Source organism: Chitinophaga rupis, from assembly GCF_900109685.1.
Classification (GTDB): Bacteria; Bacteroidota; Bacteroidia; order Chitinophagales; family Chitinophagaceae; genus Chitinophaga; species Chitinophaga rupis.
Map to the genome: position 1 here is coordinate 83,138 of NZ_FOBB01000014.1, position 23,873 is coordinate 107,010.

Sequence of the window (23,873 nt, forward strand, 5' to 3'; positions counted from 1 at the left end):
GGGGGTTACAACAAAATAGAAGGTCCTGGCATAAGCCAGGACCTTCGCCAATTTAAGGAGTGAGTAAGCTATAAGTTATACCCCAGGGAAGCATAATATTGTGCCCCCACGGTAGGATTACCCCATGATTGTATATATGTTTTCTTCAGAATGTTAGCGCCGCCGATCTTCACGGTGGTCTTCGCTTTCGGGAAGAATTTGCTTATCTGTGCATCCAGTGTGCCATAGGCAGGGATCTCGCTGAGGGCACGCGTATTCACTGCAGGAGATACGAAGGTAGAGTTCCAGATGAACTTATCCTGCCAGCGCCAGGTAACATTAAAACCGAAATTAGAGCCGGCAATGTTACGGTTGCCCACATACAGGTTATAACGCACTTTAGGTGTGTTCCACATTACGCCTGCGCTGGTCAGCCCTTCATCATCCCGCAGATCATTATAGGAAATATTACCACCTGTTACAAAGTTCAGCGGAAGAGAATAGTCTATGCCCAATGCCCATCCCCAGGATTTAATATCCCTGTCAAGATTTACCGGAATGGAGTAGATCTGCTGGCCACCGGCGCCGTCCGGTTTTACCAGTGCCTGCACACCGTTATAATTCTTGAAGTTATTGCTGTATACATAAGCATCTACCAGCACCTTATTGGCAAACAGGCCCTTATAACCCACTTCAAATGCTACAATGCGCTCCGGTTCAAAATCGCGGAACTGGTATTGCTGGGGAGTGCCTGCCTGTACGGATTCCAGGGTATATATCGGCCCGTTCTTCAGTCCGAAGCGGTCAATCATAAAGGGAATGCCGCCAATCAAACGGTACTGCGGCGTCTGCAGGTCAATGTACTGATCCTGACAGGTGGGAATGCGGAAACCGGTTTGGTAGGAAGCGCGGATGTTATGCGTTTTCAGGAAGGTGTATACCGCAGAGAGACGGGGGCTGAACTGCCCTTTAAAGTTCTCGTTCTTATCGTAACGGATGGAGCCTGTGAGGTGTATGTGATCCTCTACCAGGCTTTTAGCTACCTGCACATAACCGCCGTATTCATTGATGCGGAATTCTTTGCCGTTATCATCCAGGGCAAAAAGAGAGCCGCCGGAGTTGAGGGCATACACGCGGTAGTTGCCGCCCACCAGTACTTCGGCAAAGGGGATCAGGTCGCTGAAGTTATACATGAACTCTGCCTGGTACAGGTTTGTTTTATCATTGAACTTAGCACCTACACCCCTGGCATCGCCGGGAATGGCTTTGCTTTTAACGGTATCAGCCGCATTATCAAAGGCCGCAGTGCCGGGCATCAGCCGGCCCTGATCGGCAAAGGCTCTTGCACCGTTGTGGAAATTGGTAGAACCTCCTTTTGCAGCAGTGGTGGCGGTGGCAAATGCCTGCGCCGGGTTCTGGCCTTGTGCAAGCGCGGTCTGGAAGGCGGTGCTGAAGGTGGTTAATGAGGACGTCGCATAAGCGCCAAAATACTGGGCAAACCAGCCATTAGCGCCGGCGCTGGGTTTCCAGGCTTCATTAATACCCTGGGCCAGGGTACCGATGGCGTAGCTGTCGCCCGCCCTTTCCTGGGTGGTGTACAGGCGCACATAGAAGTTGCTGCCTTTCAGCTCTGCCTTATACTGACCCATGCGGAAGTTTTTAATAGAGTAGCGGTCTGCGCCCGTATACACCGTAGTACCAGTACCATAGCTGCCTTGTATAAATGCTTCCAGGTTATCCCTGATACGGTAGTGGATGGCGCCGTTGATCTTCATGTTCTTGGTATTATAATCTGCCAGGGAGCGTTCGTCGTAACCGGTGCGGGATACGAAGGTGTTGGCGCTGTCCGGCATAATCGCATTAAAGATCTGGCCAGGGGTGATAAGGCCGCCGGTAGCGGCAGAAAGTTGCGCAATACCCATACCCAGCGGGTTGTTGGGTGTAAGCGCTGCGGGCCGCAGGCTAGCATACATGTTTACATTGGTCTCATCGCCATAGCTATTTACCCCGTTATAGGCCGGGTTATTGGCGCGTGTGCCGTCCTGCAGGTTATGACCATTCAGGATGCTTTGATCGCGGTTATCGTAGGCCTGCCAGTCGTCTGCTTTAATATAGCCAAAGTTCACCTTAAAGGCCCATTTGTTATTGAAGGCATGTGCATAGCGTACCGTTACATCGTAGTAGCCGGTAGTGGCTTTGCTGCGGCCATCATCTGATAATATACCGGATTTAACATTGGCGCTCAGCCCCTGGTGCTCAAAAGGATTTTTACTGTTCATCAGTACAATGCCATTCAGCGCATTTGGCCCGTACAGGGCAGATGCTGCACCGGGTAGCAGCTCTACATTATCCATATCCAGCTCGGTGATACCTACTATATTACCTACAGAAAAGTTCAGGCCGGGCGCCTGGTTATCCATACCATCGATCAGCTGTAGCACGCGGGTATTACCATTACTGTTAAAACCGCGGGTGTTCACTGATTTAAAGGTGAGGCTCTGCGTGCTCATTTCTACGCCTTTCATATTAGCCAGGGCATCGTAGAATGTGGGTGCAGGGGATGCTTTAATAGCGCGTGAATCCAGCTTTTCAATAGATACCGGTGATTGCAGAATGCTTTGCGCTACGCGGCTGGCAGCTACTACTACTTCCTGTCCCAGCACTTCGGTAGATGACAGCTGTACGCGCAAGGTTTCGCCGGCATTGCTTACCAGTACTTCTTCACTTTTAAATCCTACGTAGGAAAATACCAGCGTTAATGGTAAGCTGCGGGAGGTGTTGAGCTTAAAGTTACCACTGGCGTCTGAAATAGTGCCGCTCAGGGAGCCCTTCACGCTAACGGTTACACCGGCCATTTTTTCGCCGGTTGTTTTGTCGGTGACAGCGCCACTGATGGAAATTTGTTGTGCTTGTGTTACAGACCATAGGGAAACAAATAAGAATACGGCACACAAACAGGTTTTAAGGAAAGTGTTCTTCATACCAGGTAGAATTTACGTTTTGGTTGAGCTGGGGATGTAGGTTATATTTATTTTTATTAAAAATAACGAATGATTGTGAATTAACAATTAATTATTATGTAATAATAGGGGAGTGGATTTTTTGTGGTGGAGAAGGGGAAAAAGAAAGCATAAAAGTTAGTCCAGTCTTTTTTGTAAGGGATCCGATTAGCGTAACCACAACAATAAAATAATAAGCATGACAAGAATATTTTCTGTTTTATTCATAGGTATTGTCTTTTTCGCAATAAGTTGCAATAATAAAGCGAATCATAACGCGGCCTGGTCTGCAAGCAGGATCCCTTTACTAAAAGCAAAAGCAGATAGCTTTTACAATTTAAATGAATACGTACGGGCAATAAATTATTTTGATACGCTGATCAGGATCGACTCCCTGAATGGTGAGTATTATTTTAAAAGAGGATACAGTGAAGGAAAACTTTTCAGATTTCCGGAATCGACCGGTGACTATTTGGAAGCGGTGAATCTTGGATATCGTAAAAACACAGCCTATTTTAATCTTGGATTAAATTACTCTATAATTGATGATTCTATATCAATAGGATATTTTGAAAAGTGTTTGAAAGAAGATTCCTGTTACATTGAAGCTGCAGAAGAAATTAAGGAGATAAAAAACGGACTGCGGTGGAAGCGGCAACATTTAAAAGAGGAGGAGGACAAAATGCCTGCCGACAATGGATACAGAACATTATAAAAGCATTATTCCGAAAAATTAGTGTAACTATCATCCTGTATTAGACCAGGTTACAGGCACAAACATTGCGGTAACAGAAAAAATGGAACAGCTCAGCTTTTTTGATGATAATGAAGGTCTCCGCTTCCCGGAAAACCTGCTGGAATTTACGCCGGGGTTTATTCCCGGCAAAGAAGCTATAGCTTTATTGGATCATCTGATCAGCAGCACGCCCTGGAAACAATACGAGGTGGAAATGTATGGTAAAAAGGTTCTAACGCCCCGGCTCACTACCTGGTTTGGAGACCCGAACAGTGCTTACAAATTATCAGGCAAATCCTTTGACCCTCATCCCTGGACCAACGAGCTCCTTGATCTGAAACTGCGCGTGGAAGCATTTGCCCATGAACATTTTAATAGCGTGCTGCTTAACTATTACCGGGATGGTAATGATTCTGTTGCCTGGCATGCCGACAATGAAAAGGAGCTGGGGCCACGCCCTTTAATTGCATCTGTAAGCCTGGGGCAAGCCCGGAAGTTTGATTTCAGGCACAAGGAAGATCATAAAAGGAAATATTCCCTGACCTTAACCAATGGATCTTTGCTGATCATGAAGGGTGATCTGCAGCATCATTGGGAACACAGGATCGCAAAATCAACGGCGCCGATGCGGGAGAGGATTAATTTGACGTTTAGGATTGTTAATTGATACCGGACTGCGAATGGAATTAGAAACTTGTCACCCTTGGAAGATTTTTCTATTGATTTGCCTGCAAATAAGTTTGCAATGATATTATTTTTAGAGAAGGAGTAGGACTAAGCAAATTTCAAAAATGATGAGATGAAAGGATGCCTGATAATAATATTCAGTTTTTTTGTTGGGACTAGCGCCACCCATGCTCAAAAGAGAGAACAACAAGATTGTATTTCTCTATATGACTCAACCTTTAAACAGAAAATATATGTATGGGTAGATAAAATGCCACAATACGGAGAAGGAACTACAGATATATTAACCTATTTTTCAGCTCATTTTCATGAGCTGAAGGATCCGGATAATTTTCAGGGATCTATAAAAATGGAATTTATAGTTACTGAAAAAGGAGCGCTGAAAGGGCCCAAAATAATGAATAAGGCTCCCGGGGAGATAACAGTTATGGAAAAGGAAGCCTTGAAGATTTTTTCAACAATGCCCAGATGGAAACCGGGAACCTGTAAGGGGAAAGCTGTTCCCGTAAAAATGCAACTGCCAATAGTATTCTGAGATGAAAGAAAATATTTTAGATGACTTGATAGCTTTTTTATACAGAGAGACACGAGGTTACGAGGTGGTCATTTCAGAAGATACAGAGATAGAAAGTGATCTTGGTGTTACAGGAGACGATGGAGAGGAGCTGATTTGTAAGTTTGCCAAGATTTACAATGTAGATATTACGAACTTTTATTTTACAAAATATTTTTATCCGGAATCAATGACATCATATCATTCTAATGATGTGAAAGTTTTAAAAGTGCGAGATCTTCTCAATGCTGTTAAGGCCGGAAAGCTGAATGATGATATAATTGGAAAATAGGAGTTGACTAAAAGGGAAACGGCTTGGTCAGCCTTCCCGCCAAGCCCAATAACTCAAGAAAATACAACGAAACTCATAACCTGACAGTAATAGTTTATATAGGAAGTGTCGTGCACTAAATATACTATAATGAAAATTTTCGTAATCATACTATTCTTCCTTTCTTCATCTGCAACTGCTCAGATTAAAAGGGATAAATATTGCTCATGCAACGAAGCAGATAAATTAAGAAGCCTCAATGATATAACTTCTGTTTTGAATTTGCAATATATAAATTTGTAGACCTTTTATGCAAGCAATCTGCATATTACATGCAGGAGCACGAGTTTGACAAGCAATCAAAAAGTTTTGAAGTATTAACTATACCGGTCAGGGTGAGTAAGTATAATTACCCATTATCAAAATAAAGTAGCCGTCAAAAAAGTAAACCTATACTTTCTGCTACAAGTTTTCATAAACAATTCTGGTATGGGATGTTAATATCCATGTTATGTCTGCTGGCTTCCTATAATCCAAAGTTTACCGGAACGATGAACGTGATAGCACTTTGCCAATTTCCATTCACATATTACAGCCATGAAAAATCTATATTTATGTTATATATTTTTTGTAGGGGCGTTTTGCCTCATAATGACAGAAATCCCATGTGATGAAGGTAAAAAAAACAGATCCTGTAAAAACAAATGTTACAAAGCTGAAAATTAATCCACTGCAAAAGCTGAAGAATGCGGGTTACTTTATTCTGGTCTTGGCCGGCGTGTATGCACTCATTTACGGTCTGGCAAAATTTGCATCCTGGTCCGAACATCAAAGTATCCTCGAAATAAAGGAAAGCCATACTTCCACAATAGGGACTATTATCAAAGTTGGCTCAATGAAAGGCAGTTATGCCGTGGCAGAGTATTTTGTGGACGGCAAGCGATATGAAAGAAAAGATGACTCTCCTGCAAGCGGCATCTTTACCGGAGAGCATTATTTGATAATTTATAAGGCAACTAATCCTGCAATAAGCAGGATTGATTTTACCAATCCTGTTTTTCTTAACGGGGAAGAGACCGGTAAAACAACCGGTACGATAGTCTATAAGGATTGGGCTAAAGTAGGATTTACTTACACTGTCAACGGTGAGCGTATTAAACGCTTTCAGAAATATGTTGATGGTAAACAGCTCAAAAAAGGACAAACCTTAACTGTTGAATATCTGTTAAGTAATCCTGGTGTGTCAATTCTGAAGTTAAAATAATATTTATGATAAGGAAACATGGTTCCTGGCAATCGCAATTATTTATTTACTATACAGCTTTTTAAGGGAGATGATTCTCTTCAAGGCGAAGCAAATTAAGTTAAAGAATAAGCAATAAACTAAATGCAAAAAAGGCAAGTTTAAGATTAGTTTAAATTGCGTGAAAGAAAAGGCATAACCAATTTACTCAATCCACCCTTAAATATTCATTACAAAAAATAATAATACTTCGACTATTTATAAGAATAGAACCATAATAAGAAAGCAATTTTACCCCTCACAAAAACGTCCTTTCTCCCTTATCCATGGCCTTTTTTCAACACCTCAATAAGCTGGCATTCAGCAAATTAACACAAAAGTTTTGTTGACCGGATAAAAATTCGATGTATTTTGCAGCCGCGAAAGTTTTTAACCCATCCCTATATGCGATATTTTTACGGAGTACCCTTATTCCTATTATTCATTGTGAATATAGTTTGTGCCCAGGACAGCACTCTACAGAAAGTGCCCGCTAAATATTTCTCTCAGGTTACCGGTAAGTCCAAACAAATGCAGCAGCAGGTTGACAAACGCACCGCCAAAGCTTTGCAACGCCTGCAAAAGCAGGAAAAAAGGATGCAATCTAAACTGGCAAAGATCGATTCTGTTGCGGCGAAGAATATTTTCAGTCACTCTATTGATTCACTCGGCAATTTAAAATCAAAGCTGCAGCAAAAAGCAGGGAAATATAATCCATCAACATTAGGGGCTAATTACTCCGGTTACCTGGATACGTTGCAGAACTCTTTATCCTTTCTCAAAAACGCCAGGGATTTGGGCGGTCAGTCGAAAGGCTTACAGGATAAGGTAAGTGGCTCCCTGAAAAGTGTACAGGATCTGCAGGCGAAATTTCAACAGGCAGAACAGATCAAGGCTTACATCCGCGAACGCCGGCAGCAATTGAAAGCACAGCTAGCACAATACGCCGGCTTCACCAAAGACCTGCAGAAATATAACAAGGAAGCTTATTACTACGGGCAACAGTTGAAGGAATACAAAGAAGTCCTCAAAGACAAAAAGAAAGCAGAAGCCAAGGCCATGGAGGTGCTGAAGAAAGTACCTGCCTATAATAACTTCCTTCAAAAACATTCTCAGCTGGCAGGTTTGTTCAACCTCTCAGGCGGTAGCAACACCGCGCAAAACCTGGAAGGCCTGCAAACCCGCAACCAGGTGGAGCAGCTCATACAACAACGTTTAGGCGGCAGCGGGCCCGATGCACGTGCAGCTGTAAGCCAGCAGATGTCGCAGGCACGGGAGCAGTTCAATGAGCTGAAGAAGAAATTCCCGGATGTAGATAATGCCGCCGATATGCCGGACTTCAAGCCCAATGAAATGAAGACCAAAAGCTTTTTGCAGCGGCTGGAATTTGGCGGCAACATGCAGTTCGCACGCTCTACACAATTCTATCCCACCACCAGCGATATTGCCGGGCAGGTAGCCTACAAATTCCATAAGAACGGCACAGCAGGCGTAGGTGCGGCTTATAAATTAGGCATGGGTACTGGTTTTGACAATATCCGTTTTTCCAGCCAGGGGATGGGCTTGCGTTCTTTCCTGGACTGGAAGCTGAAAGGCACCATTTATGTAAATGGTGGTTTTGAGGAAAATTACACCAGCAACTTCCAGAACACGCAGCAGTTAAAGAGTGTAGACAACTGGCAGGGGAGCGCGTTAATCGGCATTAGTAAGAAGTACAAGATCAACAGTAAGCTGAAAGGCAATATCATTTTGCTGTATGACTTTTTATATAATCAACATGTGCCCAGAACAGATCCTATTAAATTAAGATTAGGATATAATTTTTAGCATGCAGATAGACTGCGTACTATGAAAACAACTTTGTAAAACTGTAATTAAACCCATACCTAATATCTCCTTATTATGCGGAATTTGCTTTTCTCCTTCATCATGTGCTTTGTTTGTTTGTCCAGCTCTTTTGCAGCAGTTAAGACGGTGGATGATGGATGGCAGGTACTTGGCCCTACGGAGACTGCGGCATCTCCCAACGATTTTTACTTTTATAAGTTAATACAGATCAATGCGGTTGCGCATAAATATGCATCTATTATTGAAGTAAGTGTACAGGCAGATGCTAACTTCTATAATATGCAGGGCTCTTACGTTATCCGGATAGATAAGTACAATACATCTACCCGGTTTGATGGATTGGAACTACAATGTACCTCCGGTAATCCGTCAGCAGCTATATTTTACATTTTTAATGATGCCGTATGGGTACGTTCCCCTAATAAATGGGGTAATATTTATTACCGTACATCTGCCGACTTTCTGGAAGCAGCCCTTTAAATACGGCCCCGTTTGGGCAAAAAAGGAGAACGAGCAACAAAACCAACACATTCAGCAGATGGAGCAGCGTATGGCCGCTTTAAATAAAATCGTAAAGTAAGTACTATGATAAAACACATATTCCTCATTGCAGCCATGGCCTGTGGACACATGGCACTAGGGCAAACTTCCAACCGTTTTGATTCCACAGGTAACGCCGGGATCGGTACTAAAACCCCATCGCAGAGATTGGAAATACTTACAAACGGCGCATCCAATTTACAGTTAACCAATAACTGGGATGTACTGGGCGCCGTGGGTGCTGTTAAGTTCAATATGGCAGGTACAGAAGTAGGCGCCATAGAAGCAGAAAGAACGGTGGCAACCGGCAGGCTTTCTGCCTTAAAGTTTTTTGTGCGCAGCGGAAGTGGAGTTACCGGAGAAGCAATGGGTATTACTCAGGATGCTAATGTCGGCATTGGTACTACTACACCTTTGGCAAGGTTGCATATTACAGGACCCCAGGGAACTCCATCAGCAAAGTTTACTGTTACAAGCGTACCGGAAGCAGATGCTTTTTTGTCTTTTGAAAATGGTACTAATACAACGGGGCATTATATTCCATCTATAAGAGGAAGATGTTCTGCAGGCGGAAGGCCTTTCGGCCTGTACCTGACAGGTGAAGCAGAAGATGTGACGCCTAGTGGCATTGAAGCATTTGCCGGCGCTATAATATTAGATGGCAGAAGTAAAAATGCATCCAAATTAAACAGTAATAATGTGGTAATGATAAACAGCTTTGGTCAGAACCTGGTAGCATTTAAAGCAGATGGCAGCGTAGGAATTGGAGCAACAGACACCAAAGGGTACAAACTTGCAGTGAATGGCAATGCCATTTTTACAAAGGTAAAGGTTGAACCCTTTGCCGGTTGGCCGGATTATGTGTTTGAAGAGGATTATGCTTTGCCTTCTTTAGCAGTAGTAGAGAAATATATTAATGAGCATAAACACCTGCCGGATATGCCATCTGCGCAGGAAGTGCAGAAAGAAGGGTTGGACATTGGAGAGATGAATAAGCAGCTGTTGCAAAAAGTAGAGGAGTTGACGCTTTACATCATCCAGTTAAAAAAAGATAGTGAAGCACAAAAGCAGATGATACAAGAGTTACAGTCAATAATAAAAAAATAGCGTTATTTATGAATAAAATTATCCCAGGTATTTTATCCCTGTTAGCCTTAACATTTCAATTAAAAGCCCAAACAGGTACCTATAGCATTCTCAATTTTCCCAATACATACACGAATACAATCACGACCATCCTTGCTGCCGCCAATTTCAGATCCGGCTTTATATATCAAAGCAATGGCTCTATCAACTTTGGATTAACAGGCCTTAAACAGAATAACTTCAGGTTCCGGTGGTTGGCCCATGATAATGGCGCCATTGATTATACAACAGATGACGATCAATTAATGTTCCTGGATGGAAATGGGAACCTGAACCTGAAAAATAATCTGACTGCATCCGGCAATATTGGTATAGGCACCGTCGCCACAGCAGATAAAGTAACTATAGATATGGGCGCTACAAGAGGTGGGTTCTCTATGCTCAGTGACGGAGATGCAGCTGCCTACATGGACATGAAATTCATGGTAAAGAATACTACCAGCCTGGCAACAGGTAAGCCTTTATTATGGGAAGCATCCTTACGAAAGGACGGTTACTTCACCACTGACTTAACAGGCCCTACATGGGAATTCTACGCTGTAAAAAAGGGAGGTGGCTATTATGCTCCATTATTATTTAAATCCAATGGGGATCTTATACTTGCCGGTGCCCAAAATGCTACGAATGGTAATGTGGGTATTGGTACTGCTGATACAGAAGGATACAAACTGGCGGTAAATGGAGATGCCATTTTTACTAAAATAAAAGTGAAGTCTTATACTGCCTGGCCGGACTATGTGTTTGAGGAGCGTTATCAGTTGCCGTCTCTGTTAGAACTTGAGCAGTTCGTGAAAATGAATAAACATCTGCCCGGCATGCCGGCAGCAGAGGAAGTAAAAAAGGAAGGGATGGATGTAGAGGAAATGAACAGGAAGCTTTTGCAAAAAATAGAGGAACTGACGCTGTATATGATTGATCTTAAAAAGGAGAATAATTTCCTTAAACAACAAAGCCAAGATCAGATTACTGAATTGTTAAAACGTATTGAAAAGTTAGAGAAAAATAATTAATAAATAAATGCACTCTTATCAGAACGCTGTTCGTTATATGTTCACTTATAATAATAAAAAAATGAGTCGCCTGAATTTTAGTAAACTGCCAGGGCTATTCTTTATTTTGAGTTTGTTGTCAATGATAGTTCATGCACAGGAGCCCCCATACCGTGCAACCAGAGTCATACCACCGTCTCCAACCGCTTATTCAATTACCAAATATGGAAATACACCAGTGAGTTTTTATAATGGTACTCCCAATATTTCTATTCCATTATATGACATCACAACACGCAATCATACGCTAAATATAGGATTACAATACAGCGCCACTGGAACGAAAACACTGCAGGCAGCTTCCTGGGTCGGGCTTGGCTGGACTTTAAAAGCGGGTGGAGCTATTACCCGTATAGTGAGACAACAGGATGATTTCATTGGGCATGGATATTACAATTCCCAGGCGTTACCAGCCAACACTCAGAGTAATGATTATCTATACAGCCCAAGCACTGAACCAAACGACAGACTTTATTTTGATAATGTTTACGATGGCCAAATGGATGCGGAGCCGGACCTGTTCAGTTACAATTTTGGCGCTTATAGCGGAAAGTTTGTGCTGGGCAAAAAAGCAAATGGCTCCGTGGTTTTCTTTGATGAAAAGAATAATATGGACTTTACCTATACAGCGGGAAAATGGATGGCAACAGATGGAGATGGGTACAAATATTATTTCGGCACGTTTGAAATGACCCAGGATTACTATCTTTCTTCTAACGCTGAGTTGACAAACTTTAATGGCATTGATGCTTTCAACAAGAATATAAATTCATCTCCCGTAACAGCCTGGTATCTTGATTCTATTGTAGCTCCTACCGCAGAAAGGATCAGTTTTTCATATACATATGGTAAAAGCCTCAGCCTGGTTAGCCAATCCGAAATATATGTCAAATTAGGTGCGATGAATATTACGGGTTGTACGAGCCAAACACCTACCGGTATGTTAAACGACTTCCGCTCTTATGATGCATCCCGGCAGGACATCCGCGATGCATATCTGCAGAAAATAACATTCTCAAATGGCTCGGTTGAATTTAAAGTATCTGAAAGAAATGATGTTAGCTATTTGGCTAACAATGATGGGCTGTTAAAACCATCAAAACTTGACAGCGTAATTATTAAGGATAATAATGGCACCCGTATTAAAGCGTATGCATTTTATTATACTTACTTTAACAGTATCGACCATGACAAGCGCTTGAAACTGGACTCAGTAGCTGAATTGGGAATCGGTGTAAATAGGAACCCTCCGTATACTTTTAGCTATATTAACCCAGACAATCTTCCACCGGTATATACAAAATCAATTGATCACTGGGGATACTATAATGGAATTGTTAATCCCACCCTCTTACCAACAACGACCTTTCCTTTGGCGCCTATATCTTTTACAGGAGCAGATAGAAGCCCCGACACGTCCGCAAATTATGCTATGAATGGGGTGCTGTATTCTATTAAGTATCCCACGGGTGGAAGTACAAATTTTGAATACGAATTGCATGACTATTCTAATCTTCACGGGGAGCAGGCATATAGAACAGTAGATAAGTTTGCATTTGTACGGTCCAATTCCAATAATCCCGGAGGAGATGTAACAAGTGCAACCTTCCGTCTGCCTCCCTTATTAGGATCCGAAAGTGCTAAAATCCCTGTAACCATTCAATGTAGTTATCAAAAGGTAGATCCTAATGTATCAGATCTGGTGAGCCTGGGATACTCAAATATGTGGAAGATTGCTAATGACGGTAGCTTACAAACAGTTGCTGGTTGTACCACTGCTAACTATGATCAGCCTAATCCAAGCCCCACTTTTAATAATCGTAATCTGGACACCGGAAATTACAGAATGCTTATTCAGGCAACAAGAGGATGGTCTTTTTACATGTCTATTAGCTGGCAGGAAAAAGAGCCTATTCCTATAACATATAGAAAGGGCGGAGGAATAAGGGTTAGTCGAATTACGGACCAGGATGGTATGGGTAATCAAACGGTTCGCCGGTTTGTTTACAAAGGAGATGACGGCATCTCCAGCGGCATCTTAATGTCTACTCCTGTTTATGCATATTATTATGATATTAGCCGTTCAAATTACATTATAGGTACAGGCGTTGTTATTCCGTGTGATTACACCGCCCGCTATTATGGCATTCAGTCGTCGACCCTGTTTCCACAAGGATTGTCTTCCAGCTCAGCTATTGTGGGTTACTCCAAAGTAACCGAATTACTGGGGGAGAATGGGGAAAATGGGAAAACTGAATATTACTATCACAATGCAGAAGATTCCACCGATGTATTTGCTACTATTCCCAGTCTAGGAGATCCATTGAATGGCAAGCCAACGGCGGTCATTGTTTATAATGCGCAGGGATCTCCGGTAAAAAGAAATGACTTCACTTATACGGTAAATGAACGCTCCACACTCAAAGGCGTAAAGCTTATGACAATTGCTACAGTACCAGATGCCAAGTATGTTTATCGCGTGAAGTTTTATGATAACATATCCAGTTGGGCCATTCCTGTAGCTGATACTGAAACCGTCTTTGATGGGACTTCTAAAATTGTGAATGTAAGAACAAGCTATTATCAGAATAATGTACATAGAGAGCCTACCAGGATTGATGTAGTAAAAAGCGATGGCAGCACACTAATAACGAAGTTTAAGCGGCCCAGTGACTACACGGTAACCGGGAATCTGTCGTTCGTAGAAAAAATGAGGAATAGTCATATATTATCTCCTGTAATAGAGCAGGAAACATTCCTGCAAAGAGGAACTTCAACAAAACTTTTATCAGGAGCATTTACCAGTTATAAGCAATATTATTCCAGTTTTTTTAAGCCGGATATTTTTTATAAGATAGAAACAGCAGTACCATTAAGCGACCTTACAGAATCATCCTTCACAAGTGCTGGTCTGCCGGTCTTTCACTCCGCTTATAAACCCAATGTTTATTTTGATGCCTATAGTGAACAGGGCAACCTGCTATCCTATCATGAACAGAATAATATTAATCAATCCTATCTCTGGGGATATAACGCTCAATACCCGGTAGCAAAGGTGGAAGGAGTGGTTTATGATACCGCAAAAAAATATATTACGCAAAGCATTTTAGATAACCCATCCAGTGACGCAGCCCTAAGGGCCGAACTAAAGAAGATTGGGACTGGTCTCGGCACCAATGCAATGGTAACAACCTATACTTATTTACCATTATTAGGTACTACCAGCGAAACAGATCCCAAAGGCTATACTGTATACTATGAATATGATGTTTTTGGACGTCTGAAACTGGTAAAAGATAAGGATGGCAAGATATTAAAGCAATATGATTACCAATTTCAGAAACCTGTAACCCAGTAATTAGTTCCCTTAAAAGAAAACACATGCGATCAATTATATCATATATACTAAAAGCAGGCACAGGACTTGCATTGCTGGGGACAAGCCACTCGCTATCCGCCCAGAACAAGCCTGACACCAGTATCCGAGCAACAGCCACGGCTGTTACAACGCCTGGCGCCTATACTAATACAACCATTAATTATATCCGCATCTGGGAGCCCAGTATGCCAACATCTGATCCGGCAGCAGTAAGTGCATCCACAGATGTAAATGCGGTAAAGCAAAGCACCCAGTACTTTGATGGATTGGGGCGGCCTTTACAAACAGTCACTAAGGCGCTTACTCCCGGAGGAAAAGACCAGGTAGCGCCGGTAGTATATGATGCATATGGGCGTGAGCAGTATAAGTATCTGCCCTACGTACCCAAAAGCGGAAACACCAGTGATGGAAAGTTTAAAACAGATCCGTTTAACGGACAAAAAGCTTTTTACCAGGATGCAACGCTGGTGCCAGGAGCTGTTGGAGAAACCATTTACTACGGGCAAACCGAATATGAAGCATCCCCGCTGAACCGGGTACTAAAAACGTATGCACCGGGTAACAGCTGGGCAAAGGGAAACTCAAGAGGAGATAAGCCTGTAGAGCTGCAATACCAGGTAAATACAACAGCAGACGGTGTTCGCATATGGAGTATTACCACCAGCGTTATCCCCACCGGTGCCACTAACCAGGTATATACTGCAGGGCAACTATATAAAAATATCACGAAGGACGAACGCGGCCTGCGTGTAGTGGAATTTAAGGATAAGGAAGACCGTGTTGTACTCAAGAAAGTAGAACTAACCGCTGGCTCGGCAGATGGCCATACCGGCTGGTTATGTACTTATTACGTGTATGACGATCTGGGTAACCTGCGTTGCGTAATACCACCCAAAGCGGTTGGAATAATCAGCAGCAGCTGGGTAATTGACGCCACCACCGCTAAAGAGCTTTGTTTCTTTTACCGTTATGACGGCCGTAACCGGATGATCATGAAAAAGGTACCTGGAGCAGATTCTACCGAAATGGTGTACGATGTGCGGGACCGCTTAGTTTTCACCCGGGATGGCAATCTGAAGGGCAAAAACCAGTGGATGGTAACCTTTTACGATGGATTAAACCGCCCCACCATGACGGCGCTATATAATTCCTCCGCTACCCGGGATGCCCTGCAAACCACCATGAACACCGCTACCAGCAATACCCAGAGCATCAGTTACACTTTTCCCGGTGTAGCAGACATGGTAGTGGCTAATCACGATGGCCGGCCGGAATATGAAGCCACCAATAGCATCACTTTCGACAACGGTTTTGATTCGGGTACAGATGACATGCTGGCAGAGATCAATCCATCTGCTAACCAGGGCATCACCAGTATTACGGTCACCAACCCTTTACCCAATATCCCGGCCAGTGCATTAACCCCGCTGACCTATACTTTTTATGATAGCTATACTTTCACCGGGAAGCAGGATCCGGTTAATGACTTTCTTAAACCACAATATTCTGGTAGTTCATATGCGGAAGTGATTACCAGCACCAGTAATATGACTAAAGGCCTGGTAACCGGCAGTAAGGTACGTGTGTTAGGTACTGACCAATGGTTGACCAGCACCATTTACTACACCGATAAGGGCCGGACTTTGCAAACTATCTCAGACAATGTAAGTGGCGGTAAGGATGTAGTTACCAGTTTGTATGATTTTAGCGGTAAGCTGCTCAGTACCTTTCTGCGTCATAGCAATATTAAAAGTGGTGTAACCGCCAATACCACGGTGATGACGCAAAACCTGTATGATCCAGCAGGCCGGCTGAAGACAATAAAAAAGCAGATCAACGATATTGGTACCCCTAAAACAATAGCAGAAAATACCTATGACGAGTTGGGGCAGTTAAAAAGTAAACGCCTGGGTGTAGTAACAACTACTCAACTGGAAACACTGAACTATGAATACAACCTGCGCGGCTGGCTCAAAAGCATTAATAAAGGCTTTGTAACCGCTGCAGGTAGCAGCACCAACTGGTTCGGCCAGGAATTAAGTTACGATTATGGTTTTGTTACCAATCAATACAACGGTAATATCTCTGGTAACAAATGGAAAAGTAAAAGCAATGGTATTCAACGGGCATACGGTTACAACTATGACAATGCAAACCGTTTAACCGTAGCCGACTATTCTCAGCAGAACAGCGGCAGCACTACCTGGACCAAGGACCAGATGGATTTTTCCGTAAGCGGGATCACTTATGATGCCAACGGCAATATTGGTACCATGACGCAAAAGGGAATGGCAAACGGAGCCATAACCACCATAGATCAACTGACTTACGGCTACAAAAACACGAATGCCAGTAACAAGCTGGCTACCGTTGTAGATCCCAGTAGTACGGCCACTGCTAAATTAGGTGACTTTATAAACGGTACCAATACAGGAGACGATTATGAGTATGATGTTAATGGCAACCTTATAAGCGATGCCAATAAAGGCATCACTAACATCTCTTACAATCATCTCAATCTTCCCGAAACCATAACCATTACAGGTAAAGGAAGTATCCAATACCAGTATGATGCAGCCGGAAATAAGTTAAAGAAGACCGTTACGGACAATACTGGCACACTAGCAAAGATCACTACCACTACCTACATAGGCGGTTTCGTGTATCAGAATGATAGCTTGCAATTTGTAAGCCATGAAGAAGGCCGCATCCGTACCGTGTTTAAGAATGCCACACCGGTATCTTATGTATATGACTACTTCCTGAAAGACCACCTGGGTAATGTCAGAACTGTACTCACCGAACAAACGGACTTCAGCATGTACGCTGCCACGATGGAAACTGAACAAGCGGCCACAGAAACGGCCTTATTCAGCAACCTGGATGAAACCCGTACTGCTAAACCGGTTGGTTACCCACAGGATGAAACAACACCTGACAACCATGATGTGGCTAAGTTAAATGCCAAAGATGGCGGCAAGAAGATCGGTCCTTCACTGGTGTTAAGAGTAATGGCTGGCGATACCATCCAGATAGGCGCCCGTGCGTTTTATAAGTCCACCGGTCCTAAGGATAATAAAACCGTTTCCCCGGAAGATATGGTGGCATCCCTGCTGCAGGTGTTCGGCGGAGCTGCCGGTTCCAGCACTTCGCACGCCGCCCGCCAGGCAGAGAACCTTTCACCTTTCAGGAACTTTAACAGCAATGATTATCAGCATTTAAAGGAAAAGGATGCCGATCAGAACCAGCAGGATAAACCCAAAGCCTATCTGAATTTTGCATTATTCGACGATCAGTTTAACTTAGTGGATCAGAATAGTGGTGTACGGCAGGTGAAAGGCGAACCAGATGAGCTGCAGACCCTGGCGGTAGACAAGATGCCGATTGAGAAAAGTGGTTTCCTGTATGTGTATACCAGCAATGAAACTGCACAGGATGTGTTCTTTGATAATGTAGTGGTACAGGATATTACCGGGCCATTGTTGGAGGAAACTCATTATTATCCGTTTGGGTTGACGATGACGGGGATAAGTGCGAATGCACTGATAGGAAGTAATTACCAAGAAAACCGTAAGAAATACAATGGAAATGAACTACAGTCAGAAGAGTTCAGAGATGGAAGCGGTTTGGAGTGGTTTGATTTTAATGCAAGAACTTATGATCAACAGTTAGGACGGTTCATGCAGATAGATCCCTGGATTGAAGTTGGTACTCAAGAGATGTTGACGCCGTATCAGTTTTCAGGTAATAACCCTATAAGATATAATGATCCCGATGGTAAATGTCCTTGGTGTGTTGGCGCTATTATTGGCGGCGTTGTAGATGCAGGGCTACAATTAACAGAAATAGCCCTTACTGATAAAACATTATCTGATTTTAGTGTCAAATCAGTAGCAATTTCAGCCGCTGCCGGAGCATTAAGTTCAGGTATATCTTCAATAGCAAAAATTAAACAAGCGAGTACTATTGTTAAAATAGGTATTGAATTGGCAACAGATGCAGGAGTGAGTGCAGGCAGTCAATTGGCTAACGATGGAGAAGTTACTTTAAAAAAGACTTTGATTGATGTTGGAGCAGGACAAATTGTTGGAAGAGGAGCAGGGGCGTTAGTGGAGAAAAAAGCAGCTAATTCAGCGGCTGCAAGTCGACTCAAGGAAGCGGTTAATAGAGAGAAAAATATTGCTAGAGGTAAATCTAATACGGTCTCTAAGGTAAAAGCTAAAGTTGCAGAAGCTGAAAAGAAATTAGATGAATATGTAAATACTAGAGCCGCTGCGTCAGCTGCTACGGCATCTGGTGCAGCTTCAAAAGCTGTAGAAACTTTAGAGCAGTCTGCCGAAAAGAAAAAAAAGGATTAAAGATGATGGTTAAGTTGATAAACTGGATTAAAAATCCAAGGAATATAGTCTTTATTATTTTGATGATAGTAATAGCGATTTATGGCATAATTAATAATAACTTAGAAATTATTATCAAGGTTTATATAGGCATGTTTTTATTTGGGCTGTTAGTTGGTGGAATTATTTATCTAGTCAATAAGTTATTTAAATAAATCAAACTGCTATATTATATTAAAAAAGGGGACTATCTCAAAAACTGTATAAGTTTTAAAAAACGGAGTTCGTAGTGGGATCTATATTCTGATCCTATTTTCAAAAATAGTTAAAAACTGATCTAGGACAATGCCCCAGTTTCTAATGGGCATTGTCCATTTTTTTGTAGCCTCTCTCAAGGCCAGGTACAGATTTGAGCACCGCCTCGTCATTGGGGAATGAGAGTTTGTTCTTGGTGTACTTCCTGATCTTACCATTGAGGTTTTCAACCAGGTTAGTGGTATAGATGATTTGTCGGATTTCCAGAGGAAAGTCGAAGAATACAGTCAGCTCTTCCCAGTTGTCTTTCCAACTTTTGATAGCATACCCATACTTGCTGCCCCATTGGCTTCCAGGGCTTGCAGGGCGGCTTGCGCCGCCTGGCGTGTGGGAGCCCCATAGATATCCTTCATATCATGGCTGAACTCACGTTTGTCTTTCCAGACTACATAGCGGCAGCTGTTCCGGATCTGGTGGACAACACAGACCTGGGTTGCTGACTGAGTGAAGACGGTCCGGATGGTTTGAGTGAACCCATTAAGGTTATCTGTAGCAGTGATCAGGATGTCTTCTAAGCCCCGGGCCTTCATATCGGTCAGTACTGAGGCTGCAGATTCATTTTTGCTCAGCCACATGCCCAACACCTCTTTAAAACCGTCCTGGCGCAGCCCCACTGCGATATAAACCGTTTTGTTGACCACTTTGCTGTTCTCCCGGACTTTGAACACAATGCCATCCATCCACACGATTAGATAAACTCGTTCCAGAGGCCGGTTCTGCCATGCTACGATATCTTCGGCTATCCGGGAGGTGATCCGGCTGATTGTTGCCGTAGATACTTCAAATTTGTAAACATCCTTGATCTGTTCCTCAATATCACTTACGCTCATGCCTTTGGCATATAGTGACACAATCACTTCTTCAATACCTTCTACCATGCTTTCCCGCTTGGGAACTATCATGGGGTTAAAACTGGCATCCCGGTCACGTGGGACTTTAATCTCTGATTCCCCATACTGGGTCTTGATCTTCTTTTTCCCATAACCATTACGCGCATTTTTACTGTCATTCTGCTCATTCTTCTCATATCCTAAATGCCCATCCAACTCGCCTTCCAGCATCTTCTCAATGGCTCGTTTCTGGATTTGGCCCAGAAAATCATTGAGTTGCTGACCTGTCTTAAACTGCTTCAAAAAGTCGTCTGATAAAAAATCCTCGGTGTTCATAGCCTGTGTAAAGTTTAAAAGTAAAAAAATCGAAGCTCTTACCAACCCCCGATTTTTATGTTTACACAGTTTTTGTTATAGTGTCGGATATGCTGATCTATCATCACTCAACATTCCTAAAAATCAGAAAGCACCCTACCTTACTATTCTCAACCCGCTATTTCCTTCTAAAAACTTAAACCCTTTCTTAAAATCCGCCCGCACATTCGTCGTCAAATATTTCACCCATTCAGGATCCCTTTCTTTCCGTATATGCGCAAACAACGCTAACGCATATCCCCACATTTGCTGGCTTAGATACCCCTGCCTTTTATACCCCCAGCTATCATGCGTAGCATAAAACCGGAAAGCCGTGTTTGCATTAAAGATGCCCAAACCGTAAATAACAGGGATTAGCTCTGTCAAATGCTCATCATTAAATTTCATGCGTTCTTCTCCCAGCAGCTTAATATGTGCAATTTCATGCGCCAACGTAGCAACAAGACCGCCGGCATCTTTTAATTCAGATAGTTCAATTGCAATCTGATATTGGCTATATTCATTTTTTCCATAGTATTTTCCGGAAGCATATTTTTCTCCGGGAGACTGTTGGGAAAACAGGCGCAGTCCGGAACCGCCATATTCCTTTAGTTGCTGATCATAAAAAAACAGTTCAATCTGATCAGGATTAACCGCCATTTGGGCAGCTACAATTTTTAACAAGGCATGCGCATCCTTTTCCGTTTGGGTGAAGGTGATTGGGAAGTCTGCTGGTATGGGCCGCAGCACCTTTCTATGCATGATCATTTCCTTGTCAAACTCTGATAGCAGCCACTGAAATGTTTCTTCCAGCCATACCCGTGCATCTTCCGGTACAGGGCATTCTACTTTCCTCGATTTACTAAACCATCCAAACATAAACACGCGTTAAAAAAAATATCAAAACATCAACTCTCCGCTCTCCACATCCACCGTCGTCGCTTCCGGCTGCTGCTTCTTAATATACGGTATCGCTGTTACCAGGTACACACTGCTACCTGTCGAAGAAGATGCTGCAGCGCCCATGGCAGCCCCGCCGATCAATCCGCCACCCAAACCACCTGCAACACCCGACCAAAAGATAGATTTGTTCTTCCGGTTAATAGCTTCCAGGTAATTAGAGATCACAAAAGCATGACCGCTCTTTTCCAGCGGTATCAGGGCAGTGGGAATGCACTTATACACTTCACCATTTTTACATACGCCCCAGGGATGCTCTACCAGCACACGGCTGCCATCTGCTTTTGTTTCATAGACATTCACTTTCTTTTTCTCAATCGCAATATCGAAGTTGCTGACAGAAGGAGTATTGGCTAAAAATTCAGCATAGCTGCGGTACACGCCGCTGTAGTATTGAGTAGCCAGCAGAATAGGCGCATTAAGTTCTGCAACTGCTTTGTCCTGTATATCTGCAGCCAGCAGGGGAGCCGTATCGTTAATAGCAGTATTAACATTGGCAACAGCGGTTTTCAGCAATAACTGCACTATCTCCGCTATGTTCCGGTCATGTTTGCCGGTAACATCCATCCCGCCTCTTACTAAAGTGGTGTCAAAGTGTGCGAGCAAATGATAATGCTGTCGGTCTGATGATGCATAGGCATCTGCCTTTAGCCGTACAAATGCTTTTTCACTCATTGCAAAGGTACGTTCATTAATACGCAGGTCTTTGATCACCCACAACAGGTGTACCCCGGTATCTTTAAACATACTTTTATACTGTGCATCTGTAAAATCCTGCAGATAATTTGCCCAGGGCTTATCTGGCACAGCGCTGATCTTTTTGTTCATCATACCCACCTGCACATAACCCAGCCTGGCGGTATCACCATATAGAGGAATGATCCGGATACCGGTAATGCCTATAGGAAACGGCGCCAGATCCGGCTTACTATCAGCCGTCAGCTTAATAATTTTTACTCTTTCATTTTTGGCAGGAGCAGCAGCTTCCGTTTGGGCAAATGCAAAAGACAGCCTTAAGAAAAGAAGTGCGGTAACAACAATATACTTCATAGGTAAAATGTGAATAAGGGATATTATTCCATAAATATAACGGCTTTATCCCGCTTAACATACGCCTTTTTCGTGAGCCTGATCTCCATGCGCCCGTCCGGCATCGTATGAATATCCACCTGTTTAGGCAACCGCATAAAGAGGCGTTTCCCTTTTAGCCGGGCCACTGCTGTTTTGGAGCGATCGGTCTTCAAGATCTTTACTGGTGGCGCAACTATTTCTTCTTTTACAATTCCTGCCGGAGCTATACCAGGCATTGCAAGATCCTTGTCTATACCAACAGTCAAAGTACCAGGTACAATGTTATCTGGCGCAACAGACACCACTGCTTCCTCCTTCACAACATACGCCTGCTCCAGCCGCGCACTAATAATATCCGCCACCACACCCTCTTTCAGCATTCTTAACGCTTCCCCGGTCATAGCCCGGTATTGCGCATGCTTTCGTTCCTCCCGCGGCAAACACCGGTACACCGCCGCTGCCAGCCGTGATGCCTGTCCTAAAAGATCCGCATACACCCGTGTAAGTGTAAAAGCCTTATCACGCTTTACACGCTTCCCACTCAGCGTACTTTTCCTGCGAACATAATATTGCCCGTCCATCTTGTAAAAACAGGCATCACCGCGTGTGCCGGTATAAAAAACCGGTCCTTTTTGTTTTGGCATTTCAGTAAGTTTTTCGGTTAATAATGAATGACTTACACGAATATAACAACCCTCACAATATCCCCCAAATAGAACAGGCGGATCTCCAATTGCTCAATACAAAAAGGCGTTTTAACAATACCAACCGCCCCTGGCCCAATATTGGGCCAGGCATTTTCCATCCGTACGTAATCCTCCGTATCCACCTACTTCACAAAAGGCCTCGCAAACCAACGCAATCCCACACCGGTCCCCTTGTATCCCCGCATTGCTTGCACGATTGAAAACAAACCTTGGCTGGCGTCATCCGCTTGATAAAGCCCAATCCCGGCACCCAAGCCCACACGGCCTCTCCACGCCCCATCAAGGCCCAAAACAGCCAGGCGCAGTTTGTTTTTAACCTGCAAGCATGCAGAACCCATAAGCGCGGGCAAGAAGCACCAATGAGTGCAATGCAAACCCATAGCAGCAGGCAAAGGCAACTTGGAATAAAAAGAAGCAAAAGGGCCAGGACTCATGTAAAGGGCAACAACAGTTCATGTAAATCCCATGTACTTCAGGCTAACAACAGTAGTAGATCTCTGTATTGATTCAGAATTGACTTTACATGTTGGGGGTTAATTAAGGATTAATTAAATTACTAACATGAAAGGAAAATCATTAGGACCACCTCCTATCTACGCCGAGACCTTGAAAATCAGCGTTGCCCGGGAATATCTATCGACAGATCAAAGCTATGGGGAGTTGGCAAAGAAGTACGGCCTTAAAAACAGAGAGGTCGTTAGGAGTATGGTGTCCTGGTACGAAAGGCATTACAGCCAGGATCAGCTGCCAGTAGTTAAAAATGCTCCAGCAGTTGGCTCACCGGACCTAAAAGCAGGAGCCTCCAATACAGATAAGGAAAAACAATTAAA

Annotated in this window: 16 protein-coding genes and 1 pseudogene; 12 read left to right on the plus strand and 5 right to left on the minus strand. The window is 43.3% G+C overall.

The features are described 5' to 3' along the window. Nucleotides 1-68: 68 nt before the first annotated feature. On the minus strand, nucleotides 69-2,960 hold the full coding sequence (locus BMZ54_RS32070) for a TonB-dependent receptor (protein ID WP_089921275.1): 2,892 nt from the start codon (nucleotides 2,958-2,960) through the stop codon (nucleotides 69-71). A 217-nt stretch (nucleotides 2,961-3,177) separates the two neighbouring features. Between BMZ54_RS32070 and BMZ54_RS32075 the strand changes: the two genes are divergently transcribed. The 11 genes from BMZ54_RS32075 (at nucleotide 3,178) to BMZ54_RS32125 (ending at nucleotide 18,827) form a co-directional block, all read left to right on the plus strand. Then, nucleotides 3,178-3,693, plus strand: coding sequence for a hypothetical protein (locus BMZ54_RS32075; protein WP_089921276.1), 516 nt, complete (start codon nucleotides 3,178-3,180; stop codon nucleotides 3,691-3,693). A gap of 82 nt (nucleotides 3,694-3,775) precedes the next feature. Further along, complete coding sequence (locus BMZ54_RS32080; protein WP_089921278.1) at nucleotides 3,776-4,381, plus strand: alpha-ketoglutarate-dependent dioxygenase AlkB family protein; 606 nt, start codon at nucleotides 3,776-3,778, stop codon at nucleotides 4,379-4,381. Between the two features lie 132 nt (nucleotides 4,382-4,513). After that, nucleotides 4,514-4,936, plus strand: a complete 423-nt coding sequence (locus BMZ54_RS32085) for an energy transducer TonB (protein WP_089921280.1) — start codon at nucleotides 4,514-4,516, stop codon at nucleotides 4,934-4,936. 1 nt (nucleotide 4,937) lies between these two features. Continuing rightward, the gene (locus tag BMZ54_RS32090; RefSeq protein WP_089921281.1) at nucleotides 4,938-5,246 is read left to right on the plus strand and encodes a DUF1493 family protein; all 309 of its coding nucleotides are present in this window, start codon (nucleotides 4,938-4,940) and stop codon (nucleotides 5,244-5,246) included. Between the two features lie 649 nt (nucleotides 5,247-5,895). Further along, complete coding sequence (locus BMZ54_RS32095) at nucleotides 5,896-6,489, plus strand: hypothetical protein (RefSeq protein WP_089921283.1); 594 nt, start codon at nucleotides 5,896-5,898, stop codon at nucleotides 6,487-6,489. 423 nt (nucleotides 6,490-6,912) lie between these two features. Next, the gene (locus BMZ54_RS32100) at nucleotides 6,913-8,334 is read left to right on the plus strand and encodes a hypothetical protein (protein WP_089921285.1); all 1,422 of its coding nucleotides are present in this window, start codon (nucleotides 6,913-6,915) and stop codon (nucleotides 8,332-8,334) included. Between the two features lie 75 nt (nucleotides 8,335-8,409). After that, entirely contained in the window at nucleotides 8,410-8,835 is a 426-nt protein-coding gene (locus BMZ54_RS32105; RefSeq protein ID WP_089921286.1) for a hypothetical protein, read from the plus strand. A gap of 105 nt (nucleotides 8,836-8,940) precedes the next feature. Continuing rightward, nucleotides 8,941-10,002, plus strand: coding sequence for a hypothetical protein (locus BMZ54_RS32110; RefSeq protein ID WP_089921288.1), 1,062 nt, complete (start codon nucleotides 8,941-8,943; stop codon nucleotides 10,000-10,002). Between the two features lie 8 nt (nucleotides 10,003-10,010). Further along, on the plus strand, nucleotides 10,011-11,051 hold the full coding sequence (locus BMZ54_RS32115; protein ID WP_089921289.1) for a hypothetical protein: 1,041 nt from the start codon (nucleotides 10,011-10,013) through the stop codon (nucleotides 11,049-11,051). A 7-nt stretch (nucleotides 11,052-11,058) separates the two neighbouring features. Then, nucleotides 11,059-14,448 (plus strand): RHS repeat domain-containing protein, encoded by a 3,390-nt coding sequence (locus BMZ54_RS32120; RefSeq protein WP_143081210.1) that lies wholly within the window; start codon nucleotides 11,059-11,061, stop codon nucleotides 14,446-14,448. Between the two features lie 23 nt (nucleotides 14,449-14,471). Then, on the plus strand, nucleotides 14,472-18,827 hold the full coding sequence (locus BMZ54_RS32125) for a DUF6443 domain-containing protein (RefSeq protein ID WP_089921293.1): 4,356 nt from the start codon (nucleotides 14,472-14,474) through the stop codon (nucleotides 18,825-18,827). A 275-nt stretch (nucleotides 18,828-19,102) separates the two neighbouring features. Here BMZ54_RS32125 and BMZ54_RS32135 read toward each other — a convergent pair. From BMZ54_RS32135 to BMZ54_RS32150, 4 genes and pseudogenes are all read right to left on the minus strand, one after another. Then, nucleotides 19,103-20,287: pseudogene (locus BMZ54_RS32135) on the minus strand (IS256 family transposase). 135 nt (nucleotides 20,288-20,422) lie between these two features. Continuing rightward, nucleotides 20,423-20,989, minus strand: coding sequence for a hypothetical protein (locus BMZ54_RS32140; protein WP_143081211.1), 567 nt, complete (start codon nucleotides 20,987-20,989; stop codon nucleotides 20,423-20,425). 216 nt (nucleotides 20,990-21,205) lie between these two features. After that, a complete protein-coding gene (locus BMZ54_RS32145) occupies nucleotides 21,206-22,315 on the minus strand; it encodes a hypothetical protein (RefSeq protein ID WP_089921298.1) in 1,110 nt (369 codons plus the stop codon). Between the two features lie 23 nt (nucleotides 22,316-22,338). Then, complete coding sequence (locus tag BMZ54_RS32150) at nucleotides 22,339-22,980, minus strand: hypothetical protein (RefSeq protein ID WP_089921300.1); 642 nt, start codon at nucleotides 22,978-22,980, stop codon at nucleotides 22,339-22,341. Between the two features lie 624 nt (nucleotides 22,981-23,604). Between BMZ54_RS32150 and BMZ54_RS32160 the strand changes: the two genes are divergently transcribed. Further along, a partial coding sequence (locus BMZ54_RS32160; RefSeq protein WP_143081212.1) for a transposase occupies nucleotides 23,605-23,873 on the plus strand: 269 nt, incomplete at its 3' end.